Below are 17,419 nucleotides of genomic sequence, written 5' to 3'. Positions count from 1 at the left end.
CAGGGGCTGATGGTGCAAACGAAGAAGATCGCTCTCTACGCTGTCATCGTCTTCGTGCTGTACACGATCATCACCTCTCCGGCCAGGGCAGCCGATCTGGTGCAGATAGGGTTCGAGGGCATATCGAGCGCCGCGCGGAGCGTCGGCGACTTCATGACCGAGCTCGTGAACTAGGAGAGCCTCCTTGATCCGCCATCTGGTCCTCTTCAAGCTCAACGAGGGCGTCGAGCGCGACGAGCCGTGTGTCGCCGCCGGCGTGAAGGCCTTCCGGGAACTGGACGGGCAGGTGCCCGAGCTGGAGTTCTGGGAGTGCGCCTGGAACATCACCGACCGGCCGATCGCCTATGACTTCGCGATCAACTCCGCGGTGGCCGACCGTGATGCACTCAAGCGGTACCTCGAGCATCCGGCCCATCAGGCGGCCGCCGGTCAGTGGCGCGAGTTCGCCACGTGGGTGATCGCGGACTACGAATTCTGAACCCCCGCCTTTCCAGGCCCCTCGCCGATGCGGCGGGGGGCTTTTGAGGTTTAAAAGCCAACTTACCTTCAACACGTAGTTATGCGGTGCTTGCACACAGTGGACATGTCTTGTGATGCTATGACCGCTTTTGACGGATGAGTTGACCTTAGTTGACCGCAAAGGGGTGGCGTGACCGTGCCGGCCAGTACTGCGCCTCAAGTGCCACCCCAGAACGAGCGGCCGGACGATCCCTCTGCCGCCACGAAACCGCAGAGCAGGGGCGCGGACACCCGGGCGCTCACCCAGGTGCTCTTCGGCGAGCTCAAAGAGCTTGAGCCGGGCACCCCGGAACACTCCCGGGTGCGTGGCGCGCTGATCGAGGCGAATCTGCCGCTCGTGCGGTACGCCGCGGCCCGCTTCCGCAGCCGCAACGAGCCGATGGAGGACGTCGTCCAGGTCGGCACCATCGGGCTCATCAACGCCATCGACCGCTTCGACCCCGACCGCGGGGTGCAGTTCCCGACCTTCGCGATGCCCACGGTCGTCGGCGAGATCAAGCGGTACTTCCGCGACAACGTACGGACCGTCCATGTCCCCCGCCGGCTGCACGAGCTGTGGGTCCAGGTCAACGGCGCCACCGAGGACCTGACGACGGCTCACGGACGCTCACCCACGACTGCCGAGATCGCCGAGCGCCTCAAGATCGGCGAAGACGAGGTACTCGCGTGCATCGAGGCCGGGCGCTCGTACCACGCGACCTCACTGGAGGCAGCCCAGGAAGGCGACGGGCTGCCGGGACTGCTCGACCGGCTCGGGTACGAGGACCCGGCGCTGGCCGGCGTCGAACACCGCGACCTGGTCCGCCATCTCCTCGTACAACTGCCCGAGCGCGAACAGCGCATCCTGATGCTGCGCTACTACAGCAATCTGACGCAGTCCCAGATCAGCCAGGAACTGGGCGTTTCACAGATGCATGTGTCAAGGCTGCTTGCCCGAAGTTTTGCCCGACTGCGATCCGCAAACAGGATCGAGGCATAGCTGAAACGGGTAGACCGTTTGCGCGCCGGTTCCAGCTACCCAACAACCCCGCACCCCCTGCTTCCTGCGCAAATTCACCGGTTACTTGTCGACATGTCACTTCAGCGTGTTGCCGACATGTGACATTCTGCGGGAACCGCGTTTGCCGCAGCTCCGCCTCCGGTATTCAGGTGGAGGCTGCGTTCCTCCGATGGTCGTGGCCGCCGCGACCGTCCGCGACCTCAAGGGGGTGGCATGTCCGTAGAACAGGGCAGCTCCAAGGTGCTCACGCTCACGAAGAGCGTGCCCGCACCTGTCGTACCTGACAGCTCGGAAGCCATCAACACCCGCACTCTGTCCCGCTCCCTGTTCCTGCGGCTGCGCGCGCTGGACACAGAAAACGCCGCGGGCGGAGCCGACACCCCGGAGCGCACCTATGTGCGCGACACCCTCATCGAGCTCAATCTCCCCCTCGTGCGGTACGCGGCGGCACGTTTCCGCAGCCGCAACGAGCCGATGGAGGACATCGTCCAGGTCGGCACCATCGGCCTGATCAAGGCGATCGACCGGTTCGACTGCGAACGCGGCGTGGAATTCCCCACGTTCGCGATGCCGACGGTCGTCGGCGAGATCAAGCGCTTCTTCCGCGACACCTCGTGGTCGGTGCGGGTGCCGCGCCGGCTCCAGGAGCTGCGGCTCGCGCTCACCAAGGCCAGCGACGAGCTGGCGCAGAAGCTGGACCGCTCCCCGACCGTTCCCGAACTCGCCGCGGTGCTGGGGGTGTCGGAGGAAGACGTGGTCGACGGTCTCGCCGTCGGCAATGCCTACACCGCCTCCTCGCTGGACTCGCCCTCGCCCGAGGACGACGGCGGCGAGGGCTCGCTGGCGGACCGTCTGGGGTACGAGGACTCGGCACTGGAGGGTGTGGAGTACCGCGAGTCGCTCAAGCCCCTGCTGGCCAAACTCCCGCCCCGTGAGCGGCAGATCATCATGCTCCGCTTCTTCGCGAACATGACCCAGTCGCAGATCGGCGAGGAGGTCGGCATTTCGCAGATGCATGTCTCGCGGCTGCTGACCCGTACGCTCGCGCAGCTGCGGGAGGGCCTGATCGCCGACTGAGCCGGCCGAAGCCCGGTGGGCAGGGTTCCTTATTGACGGTGCGTCAGACACACTGGCGCGATGCGACGACGTCATGGAGCCGCTCTCGCGGCGGTCGCGCTCTGCTTCGGCGGGGCGCTGACCGCGTGCGGGAGCGGCGGAGGCGACGGCTATGTGGCCCTCGGCGCCGCGGGGTCGGGGCCCGACGAGGCTCCCACCGCCGCCGTGCCGCCGAAGGGCAAGGTCGTTCTGGTGCCGCTGGACGGCACCACACCGTCCGGTGGCGAGGCGGGGAAGCCGCCGGGCGATCAGGCCGTGAACGGGACGCGACTGCCCTCGGTGCCCGGCAGCGGCGGCACATCGAGCGGTACGGGCGGTTCCGGGAGCCCGGGCGGCACGGGAGGCGCCTCAGGCGGTACGGGCGGCAGTTCCGGCGGCACAGGCGGCTCGGGCAGTTCCGGCGGCAGCGGCGGATCAGGCGGTACGGGCAGCAGCACCGGCGGCACCACCCCGCCGCCCGGCCCGACGCCGACACCGCCCCCGGCCGGACCCGCAGTGCTCGCACTCGGCGAACCGGTCCGTGCCGCGCTGGACAAGCGCTGGTGCGAGCAGGTGACGGTGGAGTTCCGCAATACCGGCGGCTCGCCGGTGACCTCGGGCACCGTCACCTTCGCGACGCACATCATCGGCGCACTCGGGATCGACTGGGCGACCGTCGAGTCGGCTCAGCCGCTCCCCGCGCCGATCGCCGCGGGAGCGGTGAGAAAACAGGCGTACACCGTGTGTGTGGACGCCTGGCGGGTGCCGCTGGGCATGCATGTCGAGACCCAGGACGTCACCGCCGTATGGAAGTGACCTTGTCGCAGAGGCTCAGCCGAGGGCGAGCCAGGCCACCGCGCCGAGGATCGCGACGGCCGCGATGACGCCGACGATCAGCCCGATACGCGAGGACGACTGGGCGGCGGGCGCCGCCTGGCGGCCCTGGGGCGCGCCGTCGTCGACGAAGGCGCGGAACATCTGGGTGCTGCCCGCCGGGTCGTAGTTGCCCTCGGGGCCCTGACCTTGGGGAGCGTGGGGGTTGTGTGCCATGGGGCAGGACCCTAGCGAACCCCGGTGCGCCGCCCAACCCCGGGCGGGTGGCAGATCTCTCCCTCTGGGGGCCATGACCGGCGGCATGCGAAGGCTTTGGGGTTCCTTTACTCCCGGGCGCCCGTTTTAGTTTGCCTGCGGCAACCAACAGCTTTATGGTTGCCCTAAGCAACAAGATGCTGGGGGGACGGCCATGGCCGCACAGAGCCAGTACGCGGAACTGGCCCGACAGCTCAGCGCCATCGGCGCCGTGAAACGCGGCCTCGCGCGGATGCTGCCCGCCGAGTGCCCGTCCGGTTCGGCCGCCGTGCTCACCCTGCTGGACCGGCACGGTGAGATGCGGATGAGCCGGCTGGCCGAGCTGCTCGCCGTCGACATGTCGGTCACCAGTCGCCATGTCGCCCACGCGGCGGAGCGCGACTGGATCGAACGGCTTCCCGACCCGGGGGACAAGCGCTCCCGGATCCTGCGGCTCACCCCCGCAGGGCTGGTCATGCTCGACGAGCTCGCCCGGCGGACGACCGAGATGTTCGCCCAGAACCTCAAGGACTGGTCCGACGAAGACGTCGGACGGCTGATCGTCATGCTCGCCCGGCTCCGCGACAGCTTCGGCGACTGCCGGGCCCACCACCTCACCCGTACACCCGCTTAAGACGTAAGGAAGTTCATGGCTACGACCACACCAGCCGGTGTGCGGGGCGGCCACGCCAAGCACGGAGGGCAGTCCTCCGAGGGCGCGCCGATGACCCACCGGCAGATCCTGGAGGCGCTGTCCGGGCTGCTGCTCGGCATGTTCGTCGCCATCCTGTCGTCCACGATCGTCTCCAACGCCCTGCCGGAGATCATCACCGACCTCGGCGGCGGCCAGAGCGCCTACACCTGGGTGGTCACGGCCTCGCTGCTCGCGATGACCGCGACCACCCCGCTGTGGGGCAAGCTCGCCGACCTCTTCTCCAAGAAGCTGCTGGTCCAGATAGCCCTGGTCATCTATGTCCTCGGCTCGGTGGTCGCCGGACTCTCGCAGAACGCCGGAATGCTCATCGCCTGCCGGGTCGTCCAGGGCATCGGCGTCGGCGGTCTCTCCGCGCTCGCGCAGATCGTGATGGCCGCGATGATCTCCCCGCGCGAGCGCGGCCGCTACAGCGGATACCTCGGCGCGACCTTCGCCGTCGCCACCGTCGGCGGCCCGCTGCTCGGCGGTGTCATCACCGACACCGACTGGCTCGGCTGGCGCTGGTGCTTCTACGTCGGTGTGCCGTTCGCGGTCATCGCGCTGATCGTCCTGCAGAAGACCCTGAAGCTCCCGGTCGTGAAGCGCCAGGTCAAGGTCGACTGGTCCGGAGCGTTCTTCATCAGCGCGGCGGTCTCGCTGCTGCTGGTCTGGGTGACCTTCGCGGGTGACAAGTACGACTGGGTCTCCTGGCAGACGTACGCGATGGTCGGCGGCTCGGTCGTGCTCGGCGCGATCTTCCTCCTTGTGGAGTCGAAGGCGACCGAGCCGATCATCCCGCTGCGGCTGTTCCGCAACCGCACCATCACGCTGGCCTCGGTGGCCTCGCTCTTCGTCGGCGTCGCGATGTTCGCGGGCACCGTCTTCTTCAGCCAGTACTTCCAGCTGGCGCGCGACAAGTCGCCGACCATGTCCGGCGTCATGACCATCCCGATGATCGGCGGCCTGTTCATCTCGTCGACGGTCTCGGGCCAGGTCATCACCAAGACGGGCCGCTGGAAGGCCTGGCTGGTCAGCGGCAGCGTGCTGGTGACGGCGGGCCTCGGACTGCTCGGCACCATGCGGTACGACACCGAGTACTGGCGTATCGCGATCTTCATGGCCGTGCTGGGTCTCGGCCTCGGCATGATGATGCAGAACCTGGTGCTCTGCACGCAGAACCAGGTCGCCCCGGAAGACCTCGGCGCGGCCAGCTCGGTCGTCACCTTCTTCCGTTCGCTGGGCGGTGCGGTCGGCGTCTCCGCGCTGGGCGCGGTCATGGCCAACCGGGTGACCCATTACGTCAAGGACGGACTGGCCGAACTCGGCCCGCAGGGCGCGGCGCTGGGCCACGGGGGCACGGCGGGCGGCGGCATTCCCGATCTGGACAAGCTGCCCGCGCCGATCCGTACGGTGATGGAGAGCGCGTACGGACACGGTGTCGCCGATGTCTTCCTCTACTCGGCGCCGTTCGCGCTGCTGGCCTTCCTGGTGACGCTGTTCATCAAGGAGGTCGCGCTGAAGAGCCACGCGAAGGCGGAGGCGGTCGAGGCGGCGGAGGCCGTCGAGTCCCCTGTCGCGGCGGCCGTCGCCGGGACCTCCGTACAGGAATAGGCTGCGGCGCATGGCACCCAACATCGCCACCAACACTGCGGTGGAACTGGACGAGTTGCTGGACTTCGTACGCCCCAGGCACCGGGCCATCCTCCTTACGACCCGCGCGGACGGCACGCCGCAGGGGTCCCCGCTGACGTGCGGGGTCGACGACGCGGGCCGTCTCGTGATCTCCACGTATCCGGAACGCGCCAAGACCCGCAACGCGCGGCGCGATCCGCGAGTCAGCGTGATCGTCCTGTCGGACGACTGGGACGGCCCCTGGGTCCAGATCGACGGCACGGCGGAGGTACTGGACGCGCCGGACTCGGTGGAACCGCTGGTGGAGTACTACCGGAACATCGCGGGGGAGCACCCGGACTGGGACGAGTACCGGGAGGCGATGATGAAACAGGGCAAGTCGATCATCCGGGTGACGGTGGAGCGGTGGGGGCCGGTGGCGAGGGGTGGGTTTCCGGCGAGGCTCAGCGGGAGCTGACGGTGCGGGGGGCCGGGGGGTTCCCCCACCCCGCCCCTTCCCGTAACCGGGGCTCCGCCCCGGACCCCGGGGGTACGTGGGGGCTGACGCCCCCACACCCCGGTGCGGCAGCTTCGCGCCGCCGCGACCAAACAGCCCGTCCGTGCCGTGGGCCAGGGGGCGTTGGTGGTTACTGCCCGGTCGGTGGCTTCGCGGGCGAACCACCGCGCAGCACAGCCCATCCGGTGGGGAGGGGCGGTGCAGGGTCGTCCCCGCAGGCGATTGGCGGCCAACACCGGGTGATCAACGCGGACCCCTCATTGCCGCCGACGCCGAGGAGTCGAGCCCGGAGGCGACCCGGAGCCCGCACCCCGCGGCGGGCCCGCACCGCGGACGCCAAGGCCCGCGCCCCGCGGCCGCCCGGCGCAACGGACGCCCAAGCCCGAGCCACGGCACCCCGCGCCGGGACCCTACGCGCGAGCAACCATCGCTTCGATGCCTGCCACCAAGAGCTCCAGCGCGAACCCGAAGTCCCTCTCCCTCATTTCCTCCACCGTGTCCCCGCCCCGCGCCTCCATCAGTTCCGACGCGCTCTCCACCATCTCCCTGAACTGCGGCTGTTCGCCCACCGTCCCCATCGCCTGGCGGAAGTACTCGTCCTGGCTCATCCCCGCCGTCGCGCACCGCTGAATGAAGTGCCCCTCGACCGTGCCGAACCCGTACACGAACTGGAACACCGCAGCAAGCGCTCCCATCTGCCCGTGGGGCGGCAGGCCCGTGTTGCGCATCACCTGTTGGACCGCCAGTGAGAACGCCATCGCGTTCGGGCCGATGTTCAGGAACGTACCGATCAGCGGTGACACCCAGGGGTGGCGGACCAGCAACGCCCGGTACCCGGTGGCCAGTTCGCGCAGCTGCTCGCGCCAGTCCCCCGTCGCGCTCACTTCCGGCAGTCGCAGCGTGCCGAAGACCGAGTCGAGTGCCAGTTCCAGCAGGTCGTCCTTGGTGTCGACGTACCAGTACACCGACATCGCCGTGACGTTCAGCTCCGCGGCCAGGCGGCGCATCGAGAACTTGGACGCGCCCTCGGTGTCGAGTAGCCGGACCGTCGCTTCGATGATCTTGTCGCGGTCGAGACCGGCCGGCTGGTCGCGGGTCCCCGGCTTGCGGCCGCGGTCCCGGTCCGCCTTGCCGTCCAGCCACACGCTGGTCCGCGCGGGCCCCTTGGCGCGGTCGGCCGCACTCACCATCGCGCATCCTCCTCGGTTCGCCCCCGACTCCGATGCTATGCCGCCGCCCTGGGTGAGTCTTCCCGCCCGGCCCGCCGCAGCAGCATCGCGGCGAGCAGCCCGCCGGCGAGTACGGCGACCGCGCCGACCAGCTGACTCGTCTGGAGGCCCGAGGCGAAGGCGTCGGAGATGCGGCCGCGTTCGGCGGGGCCGTCGGCCGCGGCGAGGGCCGCCGGTAGGGAGGCCGTGCCCGCGACGGTCGCTGCGAGCGCGGCGAAGCGGGAGTTCAGCACGGCGCCCAGGACAGCGACTCCGAGGCCGTTGCCGAATTCGGCGAGGGTGCCGTTCACTCCGGCCCCCACCCCCGCCTTCTCGGGCGGAATCGCGCTCATGATGGCGCCCGCCATGGCGGGCATGGAGAGCGCGACGCCCGCGCCCATGACGACGAGCCCGAGCAGCATGCCGCCGTATCCGTCGCCGCCGAGTACCGCGATCGCCGCGAGCCCGGCGGCGACCAGGGTCATCCCGGTGGCGACGGTCCCGGGGGTGCCGAGCTTCGGCAGCAGCCGCGCGCCGACGCCGGTCAGGTTGAGGGCGATGACGGTGAGTGCGAGCGGCGCCGTGCGCAGACCCGCGTCCAGCGGCCCGTACCCCAGCACGAACTGGAGGTGCTGGGTGAGCAGGAACAGCGAGCCGCCCATGCCGAAGGCCACGAGGATCGCTCCCGCGACCGCGCCGATGAAGCGCTGGTTGCGGAAGAAGTGCATGTCCAGCATGGGATACGGGATGCGCAGCTCCCAGAGGACGAAGACGGCCAGGACGAGAACTCCGCCCGCCGCGGAGGCGAGGACCCGTGTGGACGTCCAGCCGTGCTCGGGCCCGGAGATGATCGCGTACACCACGGCCGTCATGCCGATGGTGGAGAGCAGCGCGCCGAGCAGGTCCGGCCGGTCGCCCTGCACCGGGGGTCCGGGGGTTGTCCCCCGGGAAAACACAGCCTTGGACTCCGGTACGAGTGCGAGGACCGCGACGAGCCCGATCGCCGCCACGGGGATGTTGACCAGGAAGATCGCGCCCCACCAGAAGTGGTCGAGCATGACCCCGCCGATGAGTGGACCGGCCGCGAAGCCGAGGGAGCTGACGGTGGACCAGAGGCCGATGGCCTTGACGCGTTCGGTGTCGTCGAAGATCTGGACGACGACGGCGAGGGTGGTGGTCATCAGCAGCGCGCCGCCGACGCCCATGCCCGCGCGCGCGGCGATCAGCCCGGTCACGGTCTGCGCGAGTCCGGCGGCCAGGGAGCCGAGGCCGAACAGCGCGAGTCCCGCGACCAGCATTTTCTTGCGGCCGTAGCGGTCGGAGGCGTTGCCCGCAGTGAGCAGGAGCCCCGACTGGACGAGCGAGTAAGCGTTGATCATCCATTGGATGTCGGCCGTGGAGGCGTCGAGCTCCCGGGTGAGGGAGGGGATGGCGACGCTGAGGACGGTGTTGTCGAGCAGCACGGTGAGCTGGGCGAGGCAGATGACGCCGAGGATCAGCCAGCGCTGCGGGTGGCGTCCGGTGGGGGCCAGGTGGGTCTCGGCAGTCGTTGCCGTCATACACGCTCCTTGTACGGTGTACGGGACTTCGTCGTACACCGTACAAGGATTCTCATACGCTGTATAGGACTATTTCTCGTCGGTCAGGTCGTAGAGCGTCGTGCCGTCCACGGTGACCTTGGTGAACGTGGCCTCCACCCACGTCGTGATCCCGGAGTTGCCGCTGCCGCCGGGCCCGCCGCCCTGGCCGCCGGAGATGAAGTAGTGGATCTTCCCGTCCTCGACGTACTGCTTGAACTGCGCGAGGCTCGGCGACGGGTCGCTGCCGTTGAAGCCGCCGATCGCCATCACCGGCTTCTCGGTGGCGAGTTGATAGCTGGCGGCGTTCTGGGAGCCGATGGCCGCGGCGATCCAGGTGTAGTCGCCGGCGTTCTGCTTCAGCTTGGCCTCGACCTCGGCGTTGACATTCGCGCCGTTGAGGAGACCGCCCATGCCGCCGCCACCGGCGCCGCGCTCGCCCTGCCCGGCACCGGGGAAACCGCCGGGCATCTGCCCCTGGCCCTGAGGGGCTTGGCCCTGGCCCATCTGCCCGCCCGTCGGGGGCTGCCCCATACCGCCGCCCGGCACGCCGCCACCCTGCTGCCCGGCAGCCTGACCCGGCCCCTGCTGCCCGGGCGGCTGCATCCGCGCACCGTCACCGCCGAGCCGCCCACCGGGACCGCCACCGCCCGGACCGCCACCGCCCGGACCACCGCGGCCACCGGCCACCGCAGGTCCCGCCGTCACGATCGAGCCCGCGTGGGCCTCGCTCACCGTCGTGAGGGTGTAGGCGACGGGCCCCGCCAGCGAGGCCGCGAGCCCCAGAGCCGCCGCGCCGAGCGCCAGTTGGCGGCCGATCCTGCCGGTGAGCAGCAGCCCGGCCGCGGCCGCAAGACCGCCGATCAGCACCGCCCACCGCAGCCACGGCAGATAGTCCGTGCTCCGGCCGAGCAGGGTGTACGACCAGTACGCCGTCACCGCGACGGTGCCGCCCAGCGCCGCCGAGGCCGCGGAGGAACGCCGCTCCTCCCACAGCACCGTCGCGCCCATGCCGACGAGCGCGGCGATGTACGGCGCCAGCGCCACCGTGTAGTACTCGTGGAAGATCCCCGCCATGAAGCTGAAGATCCCCGCGGTCATCAGCAGTGAGCTGCCCCAGACCAGGAACGCGCCCCGGGCAGTGTCCGTTCGCTTGGCCCGCCAGGTGACAACAAGCCCCGCGACGAGCAGCAGCAGCGCGGCGGGCAGCAGCCAGGAGATCTGGCCGCCGATGTTCCCGGCGAACATTCGGTCGATGCCAGTCTCGCCCCAGCCACCGCCACGGCCCCCGCCGCCGCCTCCGACGCTTCCGGTCTCGTTGCCGTTGATCCGGCCGAGGCCGTTGTAGCCGAAGGTCACCTCCAGGAAGCTGTTGTTCTGCGAGCCGCCGATGTACGGACGCGAGGACGCGGGCCACAGCTCGACGATCGCGACCCACCAGCCGGCCGACACAACCATCGCGAGTCCGGCCAGGGCCAGTTGGCCGAGCCGCCGCCGCAGGGTCGCCGGTGCGCACACCGCGTAGATCAGGGCCAGCGGCGGCAGGATCAAGAAGGCCTGCAGCGTCTTCGTAAGGAAGGCGAAGCCGACCGCCACACCCGCCCAGAGAAGCCACTTCGTGCGCGCGCCTTCGAGGGCGCGCAGCACGCAGTACACCGTCACCGTCATCAGCAGCGCGAGCAGCGCGTCCGGGTTGTTGAAGCGGAACATCAGCGCGGCGACCGGTGTCACGGCCATCGCGGCGCCCGCGATCAGGCCCGCGGCGGGGGAGAAGCGCCGGCGTACGGCGCCGTACAGCACACCGACCGTCGCGACCCCCATCAGCACCTCGGGGGCGAGGATCTGCCAGGAGCCGAGCCCGAAGAGCCGTACGGACAGGGCCATCGGCCAGAGCGCGGCCGGGGGCTTGTCGACGGTGATGGAGTTCGCGGCGTCGGACGAGCCGAAGAAGAAGGCCTTCCAGCTCTCGCTGCCCGCCTGCACGGCCGCGGAGTAGAAGGAGTTGGCGTAGCCCGAGGCGCTCAGGTTGTAGAGGTAGAGCAGCGCGGTGAGAAGCAGAAGTCCGAGGAAGGCGGGGCGCACCCAGGCGGCGTCGTCGGCGCGCCCGCGCCAGATACGGGTGCCCGGCGCGCTGCGGGCGTGCCCGGGGCTGTCCGCCACCGCGAGCCCGTCGTGGGGAAGAGTCGTCGTCATCGTGAGTTCCTTACGGTGTACGGAAGTTCGGAGGCGGGCCGCTCGGCGCCGGGCGGGACGTCGCCGTCAGCCGGGACGTCGTCGTCACGCCGGTCCGGGAAGACCCACGCCCGGAAGAGCAGGAAGCGCAGCATCGTCGCCGCGAGGTTCGCCGCGATCAGGACCGCGAGCTCGGTGCCGTGGGACGGGTTTCCGGCGGCCGCGTCCAGGGCGGCCAGCGAGCCACTGGTCAACGCGAGCCCGATGCCGAACACGACCAGGCCCTGCGCCTGATGGCGTACGGCCCGCTCCCGGCCGCGTATCCCGAAGGTGAGCCGCCGGTTCGCGGCCGTGTTCGCGACGGCGGAGAGCAACAGCGCGCCCGCATTGGCGACTTGGGGACCGGCCCCGGCCCTGAAGAGCGAATACAGCAGCAGATAGAGCAGCGTGGACAGCGCGCCGACCACACAGAAGCCGACCAGCTGCCGGGCGAGACCACCCGGAACCCCGCTCAGCTGCCGGTCGCGCGGATCGTCACCGAAGGGTCGCGCGAGGCGGTCCAGCGGCAGCGCGCCCACCGCCAGCGCACGCCCCACCCGCCAGACGCCCTTGAGGTCCTCGGTCGCCGTGCTCACGATGTGCACCGTCGAGTCCGGGTCGTCGACCCAGTCCACCGGCACCTCGTGGATCCGCAGCCCGGCCCGCTCGGCCAGCACCAGCAGCTCGGTGTCGAAGAACCAGCCGGTGTCCTCGACCATCGGCAGCAGCCGCTCGGCGACCTCGCGCCGTATCGCCTTGAATCCGCACTGGGCATCCGAGAACCGCGCCGCGAGCGATCCGCGCAGAATCAGGTTGTAGGCGCGCGAGATGAACTCCCGCTTCGGCCCCCGCACCACGCGCGACGAGCGCGCGAGCCGGGACCCGATCGCGAGGTCCGAGTGCCCGGAGATCAGCGGTGCGACCAGCGGCAGCAGGGCGTTGAGGTCGGTGGACAGATCGACGTCCATATAGGCGAGTACGGGGGCGTCGGAGTGCGACCACACGGTGCGCAGTGCCCGGCCGCGGCCCTTCTCCTCCAGCCGGTAGGCCTCCACCTCGGGGATGGAGTGGGCGAGCCAGGTCGCCACCTGGGGCGTGGCGTCGGTGCTCGCGTTGTCGGCGACGGTGATCCTGAAGCCGTACGGGAAGGTCCGTACGAGGTGGTCGTGCAGTCTGCGCACGCACCGTTCGAGGTCTTTCTCCTCGTTGTGGACCGGGATCACCACGTCGAGTACGGGCCGGCCTGCGGTGTGGGCGAGCAGATGCTCCCGGGCCGGAAGAGTCCCCCTTGGGGTATCGGTTCGCATGGCACGACACTCGGCGGCCGCGCTGTCACGCCTGTGTGATGTGCCTGTGGCTCGTCTGTGAGTCGTGCGCCGCGGGCATTGCCACGGCGAAGGCCGTGCGCCCCGGTTCGGAGCGCACGCTCACCGTGCCACCGTGCGCGGTCACGACGGCCTGCACGATCGCCAGGCCGAGCCCGGTGGATCCGGCGTGCCGGGACCTGGAGGCGTCGCCGCGCGCGAACCGTTCGAAGATGTGCGGCAGCAGGTCCGGCGGAATGCCGGGGCCGTCGTCCTCGACCTCCAGCACGACGGTCCGGCTCTCGCGTCGCACGCGTGCGGTGACGGTCGTGCCCGGTGGTGTGTGGGTACGGGCGTTCGCGAGGAGATTGACCAGCACCTGGTGCAGGCGGGCGCTGTCGCCCAGGACCGTCGCCGGTTCCACCGGGAGCTCCAGACGCCACTTGTGGTCGTGTCCCGCCGCCTGCGCATCACCCACGGCGTCCACGACCAGCGGCGAGAGATCAGTGCTCTCGTACGAGAGCGGGCGTCCGGCGTCGAGACGTGCCAGCAGCAGCAGATCCTCCACCAGACCCGTCATCCGCGTCGCCTCGGCCTCGATCCGCCCCAGTGCGTGCCGGGTGTCCGCGCCGACCTCCTCGCGTCCGCGCCGGGTCAGCTCGGCGTAGCCGCGGATCGACGCCAGCGGCGTCCGCAATTCATGGCTGGCGTCCGCGACGAACTGCCGCACCCGCGTCTCGCTCTCCTGCCGCACCGCGAGCGCCGAACCGACGTGCCCCAGCATCCGGTTGAGCGCCGCGCCCACCTGGCCAACCTCGGTCTGCGGATCGGCCTCGGCGTCCGGGACGCGCTCGTGCAGGGCCACCTCGCCGCTGTGGAGCGGCATTTCGGAGACGCGGGTCGCGGTCGCGGCGACCCGCCGCAGCGGCTGCAGCGCGACCCCGACCAGGGCGGCGCCCGCGATACCGGCGGCGATCAGCCCGGCGCCGGTGACGGAGACCTCGACCAGTACCAGCGTGCCCAGCGCGTCCTGTACGTCGCTCGTCGGGATCCCGACGAGGTAGGAGCCGCGGACCCCGGTGACATACGTGACCCGGTAGTCGCCCCGGCCGGGCAGTTCCAGGGTGTGCGGACGGCGATCGCGCGGGATTTCGGCCAGAGCGCTGGACTGTGCCGCGGTGAGCGGGCTCTTGCTCGGCTCCAGCGCGTCCGTCGCCCGCTCGGTGCTGGCCGCGGCGTCGAGAACCTTGCCGCTGGGGGTGAGCTGCGCGCCGACGGTGCCCACCGGCGTACCGCCGCCGGTGACGAAGTCGAGCGGATCCCGCTCCGGCATGCCGGCGAACGGCCGGTCCGCGACCGGGCCCGGCGGGCCGGCGGCACGCATGCCGACGGTGGCCAGCTGGGTGTCCAACTGCCCGTACAAATAGGTGCGATAGGCGATCGTCGTGACCGTACCGATCACCGCCGACACCACCGCGATCAGCGCCACCGCCGAGACCACGAGCCGGGTCCGCAGCGACCATCTGCGCCGCCGCCCACGTACGCCGCGCACTACTCGCCCGGCTTGATCAGATATCCGGCCCCGCGCCGGGTGTGGATCATCGGCGGACGCCCCGCGTCGATCTTCTTGCGCAGATACGAGACATACAGCTCGACGACATTGGCCTGCCCGCCGAAGTCGTACGACCACACCCGGTCCAGGATCTGCGCCTTGCTGAGCACCCGCCGCGGATTGCGCATCAAGAAGCGCAGCAGCTCGAACTCGGTCGCCGTCAGATGGATCGACTGGCCGCCCCGGCTGACCTCGTGGCTGTCCTCGTCGAGGGTCAGATCCCCGACCGCGAGCAACGACTCACTGCGTACGGTCGCGGCCCCGGACCTGCGGATCAGACCGCGCAGCCTGGCCACCACCTCCTCCAGCGAGAAGGGCTTGGTCACATAGTCGTCGCCGCCCGCCGTCAGTCCCGCGATCCGGTCCTCGACCGCGTCCCTGGCGGTGAGGAACAGCACCGGCACCTCGGGCAGTTCGCGCCGCAGCCGCCCGAGGACGGCGAGCCCGTCCATGTCGGGCAGCATCACGTCGAGCACCACCGCGTCGGGCCGGAAATCGCGCGCGGAACGCACCGCGCCCACGCCGTCCCCGGCGCTGCGCACCTCCCAGCCCTCGTAGCGCAGAGCCATCGACAGCAGCTCGCTCAGCGCCGCCTCGTCGTCCACGACGAGCACCCGGACGGGGCTGCCGTCCGGCCTGAGCATTTCGGTACGCCCCTGGGGCGAGGTCGCGGTCATGCTGGTCACCCTGCGACCCCGCCCTGAGAGGGTCCTTGCCCTTTGCTGTGAATTCCCTGAGAAAACGCTAGGTGAGACCGAAGAGAGCCGCGCCGTTGTCGTGACACACCGCGCGCAGCCAGTCGTCCCCGAGATCCAGCCGCTCCAGCGCCCGCAGTTGATGGACGTACGGATACGGAATGTTGGGGAAGTCGGTCCCGAGCAGCACCCGATCGCCCAGCGCCGCCAGCCGGGCCCGCTCCCCGGCCGGGAAGGGGCTGAGGCGCTCACTGAAGTCCGTGAAGGCCATCGTCGTGTCCAGCCGCACCTCCCGGTAGCGCTCCGCGAGATCGAGGAAGTCGGTGTACTCCGGCATACCCATGTGGGCGACGACCAGCCGCAGCCGCGGATGCCGCGCGAGCAGTCGGCCCACCGGCTCGGGCCCGGTGTGCTTGCCGGGCACGGGCCCGGAGCCGCAGTGCGTGACCACCGGGATTCCGGCCTCGGCGAGCAGTCCCCAGACGGGGTCGAGCAGGGCGTCGTTGGGGTCGTACGCGCCGACCTGGCGGTGCGCCTTGAAGACGCGCGCCCCGCGCTCGACCGCCTCGCGCACGTACCGCTCGACGCCCTCCTCGGGGAAGAGGGTGGCCGTGTGCAGACAGCCGGGAGTGCGCTCGGCGAAGTCGGCGGCCCAGCCGTTCAGCCACGCGGCCATGCCCGCCTTGTGCGGATAGAGCATCGAGGTGAACGAGCGCACCCCGAACTCCCGCAGCAGCGCGACGCGTTCCTCCTCCTCGTGCCGGTAGGTGATGGGCCATTCCATGCCGGTCAGCGGGCCGACGGCATCGAAGTACGCCCACACCTTCCTGAGGACCTGCTCGGGCATGAAGTGGGTGTGTACGTCCACGAGTCCGGGCAGCCCGAGCCGCTGCCAGAACATCCGGACGTCGTCACTCTCGCTACTCTCGCTCAAAGCCGTAACTCCGCTCCACCTTGCCGACATGCACGCTGTAGCTCTCGTACCACTCGGCGCGTCCGCGCTTCTGCGCGGCCTGGTGCTCCAGATTCCGCTGCCAGGCGACGATGGCTTCCTCGTCCCTGAAGTAGCCGACGGTGATCCCCAGCCCACCCGGAGTCTTGGCCGACTCGTACCCGAGGAACCCGGGCACCTCCTGCACCAGTTCCTTCATCCGCTCTGCCGTCTCGCCGTATCCCTCGGGTCGGTCGGAACGGACGGAGGTGAAGACCACTGTGTAGTAAGGCGGTTCATGCGCTGCGACAGGTCTGATGTTCTGCATGCTCATGACGCCCAGCCTCCGTTCCGGGTCGGGGAGGTGTCCAGCCTCATTGCGGTAAGGGATCCAAAGGGGATCCAAGACTTGACCATCCGGTCAGAAGAGCCCGTCCTGAACGGCCCCGCCGGCGACGTCGAGAAGGGGCACCGTCACGCCCTCCCCCGGCCCTGCGCCGATGAGCGACCAGCCGGTCATCAGCCGCGTATCGAGCACGACAAGCCCGTCGTCCGCGGTCCACAGATGCAGATCGGGCCCGGCCGCCGCCACCACGCGCCCGGCGACGACCCCGCCGTCGACCAGTTCGCGCACCACCGCGGTCGCGGCGGGCAGACCGTCGAGCCCGAACACCTCGGCGTGGTCGACCGCCTCGAAGTCCAGCCGCTCCAGCGACTCGGCCCACCCGGCGAGCGCCACCGCGCGGCGGTGCAGCTCCCCGATCTCCGCGGCCCGCTCGGCCGCCCCGGGCAGTGCGGCCCGCACGGCGCGCTTGGCCGCGTACGGAATCCGGTCCGGCACTCCCAGCGCACTGCGCAGCAGTTCCTCGGTCCGCCGCGCGGCCATCAGCGGCCCGCGCCCCAGCCAGCTGAAGACGACGGCCCCCTGCTCCAGCAGTCGCGCGGGCCCGCGCTCCTCGGCGGTGATGCCGACCTTGACCATCTCAGGACCGAACCAGGCGAGATACACGCGGTACGTCCTGGGGTCGTCCGCGATGGTGTCGGCGGCCACCGAGTGCGCCCGGTCCAGCCGCGCGCACTCCGCACACCGCGCCTGCTTGGCCCGACCCGTCACGACGGCCCCGAGCGGACAGGGATTTCCCCGTGCCCCGACGCAGCATCGCTCGCCCTCGGCACGGAAGCCGAGCTCCTTCCCGGCGGTCAGCGGACTGACCCGCCCGCCTTCCCACGCGAGCACGGGAATCCGGGTCCCCCGCGGCCAGCTGAGCCCCGCGCAGCGCCACGCCATACACACACCTCCGGCCGAAAACGGGGACGTTACCGGAGCCCACGGACATCGCCCGCGATCGGCTCAGCCCTACGCAGCCCTGGCCCGGC

Annotated in this window: 17 protein-coding genes and 1 pseudogene; 8 read left to right on the top strand and 10 right to left on the bottom strand. The window is 70.3% G+C overall.

Going from position 1 to position 17,419, the window contains the following annotated elements; all coding sequences use genetic code 11:
• The first annotated feature begins 9 nt into the window (after nt 1-9).
• The 5 genes from OG905_RS20965 to OG905_RS20945 all read left to right on the top strand — a co-directional run bounded on the left by OG905_RS20965 (nt 10) and on the right by OG905_RS20945 (nt 3,430).
• Entirely contained in the window at nt 10-174 is a 165-nt protein-coding gene (locus OG905_RS20965) for a hypothetical protein (RefSeq protein WP_328674522.1), read from the top strand.
• A 10-nt stretch (nt 175-184) separates the two neighbouring features.
• Entirely contained in the window at nt 185-478 is a 294-nt protein-coding gene (locus OG905_RS20960; RefSeq protein WP_328674520.1) for a Dabb family protein, read from the top strand.
• A 177-nt stretch (nt 479-655) separates the two neighbouring features.
• Nucleotides 656-1,498, top strand: a complete 843-nt coding sequence (locus OG905_RS20955) for an RNA polymerase sigma factor SigF (protein ID WP_328674518.1) — start codon at nt 656-658, stop codon at nt 1,496-1,498.
• Between the two features lie 234 nt (nt 1,499-1,732).
• Nucleotides 1,733-2,596 (top strand): RNA polymerase sigma factor SigF, encoded by an 864-nt coding sequence (locus OG905_RS20950; RefSeq protein ID WP_324985263.1) that lies wholly within the window; start codon nt 1,733-1,735, stop codon nt 2,594-2,596.
• 60 nt (nt 2,597-2,656) lie between these two features.
• Entirely contained in the window at nt 2,657-3,430 is a 774-nt protein-coding gene (locus tag OG905_RS20945; RefSeq protein WP_328674514.1) for a hypothetical protein, read from the top strand.
• A gap of 15 nt (nt 3,431-3,445) precedes the next feature.
• Here OG905_RS20945 and OG905_RS20940 read toward each other — a convergent pair whose 3' ends face one another.
• Complete coding sequence (locus tag OG905_RS20940; protein ID WP_328674512.1) at nt 3,446-3,664, bottom strand: hypothetical protein; 219 nt, start codon at nt 3,662-3,664, stop codon at nt 3,446-3,448.
• A 193-nt stretch (nt 3,665-3,857) separates the two neighbouring features.
• On the opposite strand from OG905_RS20940, the gene OG905_RS20935 reads away from it, so the two are divergent.
• The 3 genes and pseudogenes from OG905_RS20935 to OG905_RS20925 all read left to right on the top strand — a co-directional run bounded on the left by OG905_RS20935 (nt 3,858) and on the right by OG905_RS20925 (nt 6,465).
• A complete protein-coding gene (locus tag OG905_RS20935; protein WP_328674510.1) occupies nt 3,858-4,316 on the top strand; it encodes a MarR family winged helix-turn-helix transcriptional regulator in 459 nt (152 codons plus the stop codon).
• A 15-nt stretch (nt 4,317-4,331) separates the two neighbouring features.
• Nucleotides 4,332-5,966, top strand: a pseudogene (locus OG905_RS20930) (MDR family MFS transporter); the annotation flags it as partial.
• A 31-nt stretch (nt 5,967-5,997) separates the two neighbouring features.
• A complete protein-coding gene (locus tag OG905_RS20925; protein WP_328674506.1) occupies nt 5,998-6,465 on the top strand; it encodes a PPOX class F420-dependent oxidoreductase in 468 nt (155 codons plus the stop codon).
• 449 nt (nt 6,466-6,914) lie between these two features.
• On the opposite strand, the gene OG905_RS20920 is transcribed toward OG905_RS20925, so the two are convergent.
• From OG905_RS20920 to OG905_RS20880, 9 genes are all read right to left on the bottom strand, one after another.
• Nucleotides 6,915-7,694 carry a TetR/AcrR family transcriptional regulator gene (locus OG905_RS20920; protein ID WP_328674504.1) on the bottom strand — a complete coding sequence of 260 codons (780 nt, stop codon included), beginning with the start codon at nt 7,692-7,694 and terminating at the stop codon, nt 6,915-6,917.
• Nucleotides 7,695-7,729: 35 nt separating this feature from the next.
• Complete coding sequence (locus OG905_RS20915; protein ID WP_328674503.1) at nt 7,730-9,271, bottom strand: MFS transporter; 1,542 nt, start codon at nt 9,269-9,271, stop codon at nt 7,730-7,732.
• A gap of 69 nt (nt 9,272-9,340) precedes the next feature.
• Complete coding sequence (locus OG905_RS20910; RefSeq protein ID WP_328674501.1) at nt 9,341-11,482, bottom strand: ArnT family glycosyltransferase; 2,142 nt, start codon at nt 11,480-11,482, stop codon at nt 9,341-9,343.
• A complete protein-coding gene (locus tag OG905_RS20905) occupies nt 11,479-12,807 on the bottom strand; it encodes a bifunctional glycosyltransferase family 2/GtrA family protein (RefSeq protein ID WP_328674498.1) in 1,329 nt (442 codons plus the stop codon). Before OG905_RS20905 ends, OG905_RS20910 begins: the two co-directional genes overlap by 4 nt.
• Before the next feature lie 25 nt (nt 12,808-12,832).
• Entirely contained in the window at nt 12,833-14,356 is a 1,524-nt protein-coding gene (locus OG905_RS20900; RefSeq protein ID WP_328674496.1) for a HAMP domain-containing sensor histidine kinase, read from the bottom strand.
• Nucleotides 14,356-15,093 carry a response regulator transcription factor gene (locus OG905_RS20895; RefSeq protein WP_328674495.1) on the bottom strand — a complete coding sequence of 246 codons (738 nt, stop codon included), beginning with the start codon at nt 15,091-15,093 and terminating at the stop codon, nt 14,356-14,358. Before OG905_RS20895 ends, OG905_RS20900 begins: the two co-directional genes overlap by 1 nt.
• Nucleotides 15,094-15,160: 67 nt before the next feature.
• Entirely contained in the window at nt 15,161-16,075 is a 915-nt protein-coding gene (locus OG905_RS20890) for an amidohydrolase family protein (RefSeq protein ID WP_328674494.1), read from the bottom strand.
• Nucleotides 16,032-16,376, bottom strand: a complete 345-nt coding sequence (locus OG905_RS20885; protein ID WP_328674492.1) for an antibiotic biosynthesis monooxygenase family protein — start codon at nt 16,374-16,376, stop codon at nt 16,032-16,034. Before OG905_RS20885 ends, OG905_RS20890 begins: the two co-directional genes overlap by 44 nt.
• A gap of 87 nt (nt 16,377-16,463) precedes the next feature.
• Nucleotides 16,464-17,330, bottom strand: a complete 867-nt coding sequence (locus OG905_RS20880; protein ID WP_328674490.1) for a DUF2797 domain-containing protein — start codon at nt 17,328-17,330, stop codon at nt 16,464-16,466.
• Between the last annotated feature and the right edge of the window lie 89 nt (nt 17,331-17,419).

Origin of the sequence: Streptomyces sp. NBC_00322 (assembly GCF_036147535.1) — a bacterium.
GTDB lineage: Bacteria > Actinomycetota > Actinomycetes > Streptomycetales > Streptomycetaceae > Streptomyces.
The sequence above is the reverse complement of the archived record's forward strand: the minus strand, read 5'-3'. Positions and strand labels throughout refer to the sequence as shown.

What these genes read in the sequence shown, in the direction of transcription:
- OG905_RS20965 (WP_328674522.1), top strand. Translation starts at nt 10, where the DNA reads ATGGTGCAAACGAAGAAGATCGCTCTCTACGCTGTCATCGTCTTCGTG.
- OG905_RS20950 (WP_324985263.1), top strand. Translation starts at nt 1,733, where the DNA reads ATGTCCGTAGAACAGGGCAGCTCCAAGGTGCTCACGCTCACGAAGAGC.
- OG905_RS20945 (WP_328674514.1), top strand. Translation starts at nt 2,657, where the DNA reads ATGCGACGACGTCATGGAGCCGCTCTCGCGGCGGTCGCGCTCTGCTTC.
- OG905_RS20940 (WP_328674512.1), bottom strand. Translation starts at nt 3,664, where the DNA reads ATGGCACACAACCCCCACGCTCCCCAAGGTCAGGGCCCCGAGGGCAAC.
- OG905_RS20935 (WP_328674510.1), top strand. Translation starts at nt 3,858, where the DNA reads ATGGCCGCACAGAGCCAGTACGCGGAACTGGCCCGACAGCTCAGCGCC.
- OG905_RS20925 (WP_328674506.1), top strand. Translation starts at nt 5,998, where the DNA reads ATGGCACCCAACATCGCCACCAACACTGCGGTGGAACTGGACGAGTTG.
- OG905_RS20920 (WP_328674504.1), bottom strand. Translation starts at nt 7,694, where the DNA reads ATGGTGAGTGCGGCCGACCGCGCCAAGGGGCCCGCGCGGACCAGCGTG.
- OG905_RS20915 (WP_328674503.1), bottom strand. Translation starts at nt 9,271, where the DNA reads ATGACGGCAACGACTGCCGAGACCCACCTGGCCCCCACCGGACGCCAC.
- OG905_RS20910 (WP_328674501.1), bottom strand. Translation starts at nt 11,482, where the DNA reads ATGACGACGACTCTTCCCCACGACGGGCTCGCGGTGGCGGACAGCCCC.
- OG905_RS20905 (WP_328674498.1), bottom strand. Translation starts at nt 12,807, where the DNA reads ATGCGAACCGATACCCCAAGGGGGACTCTTCCGGCCCGGGAGCATCTG.
- OG905_RS20895 (WP_328674495.1), bottom strand. Translation starts at nt 15,093, where the DNA reads ATGACCGCGACCTCGCCCCAGGGGCGTACCGAAATGCTCAGGCCGGAC.
- OG905_RS20890 (WP_328674494.1), bottom strand. Translation starts at nt 16,075, where the DNA reads ATGTCGGCAAGGTGGAGCGGAGTTACGGCTTTGAGCGAGAGTAGCGAG.
- OG905_RS20885 (WP_328674492.1), bottom strand. Translation starts at nt 16,376, where the DNA reads ATGAGCATGCAGAACATCAGACCTGTCGCAGCGCATGAACCGCCTTAC.
- OG905_RS20880 (WP_328674490.1), bottom strand. Translation starts at nt 17,330, where the DNA reads ATGGCGTGGCGCTGCGCGGGGCTCAGCTGGCCGCGGGGGACCCGGATT.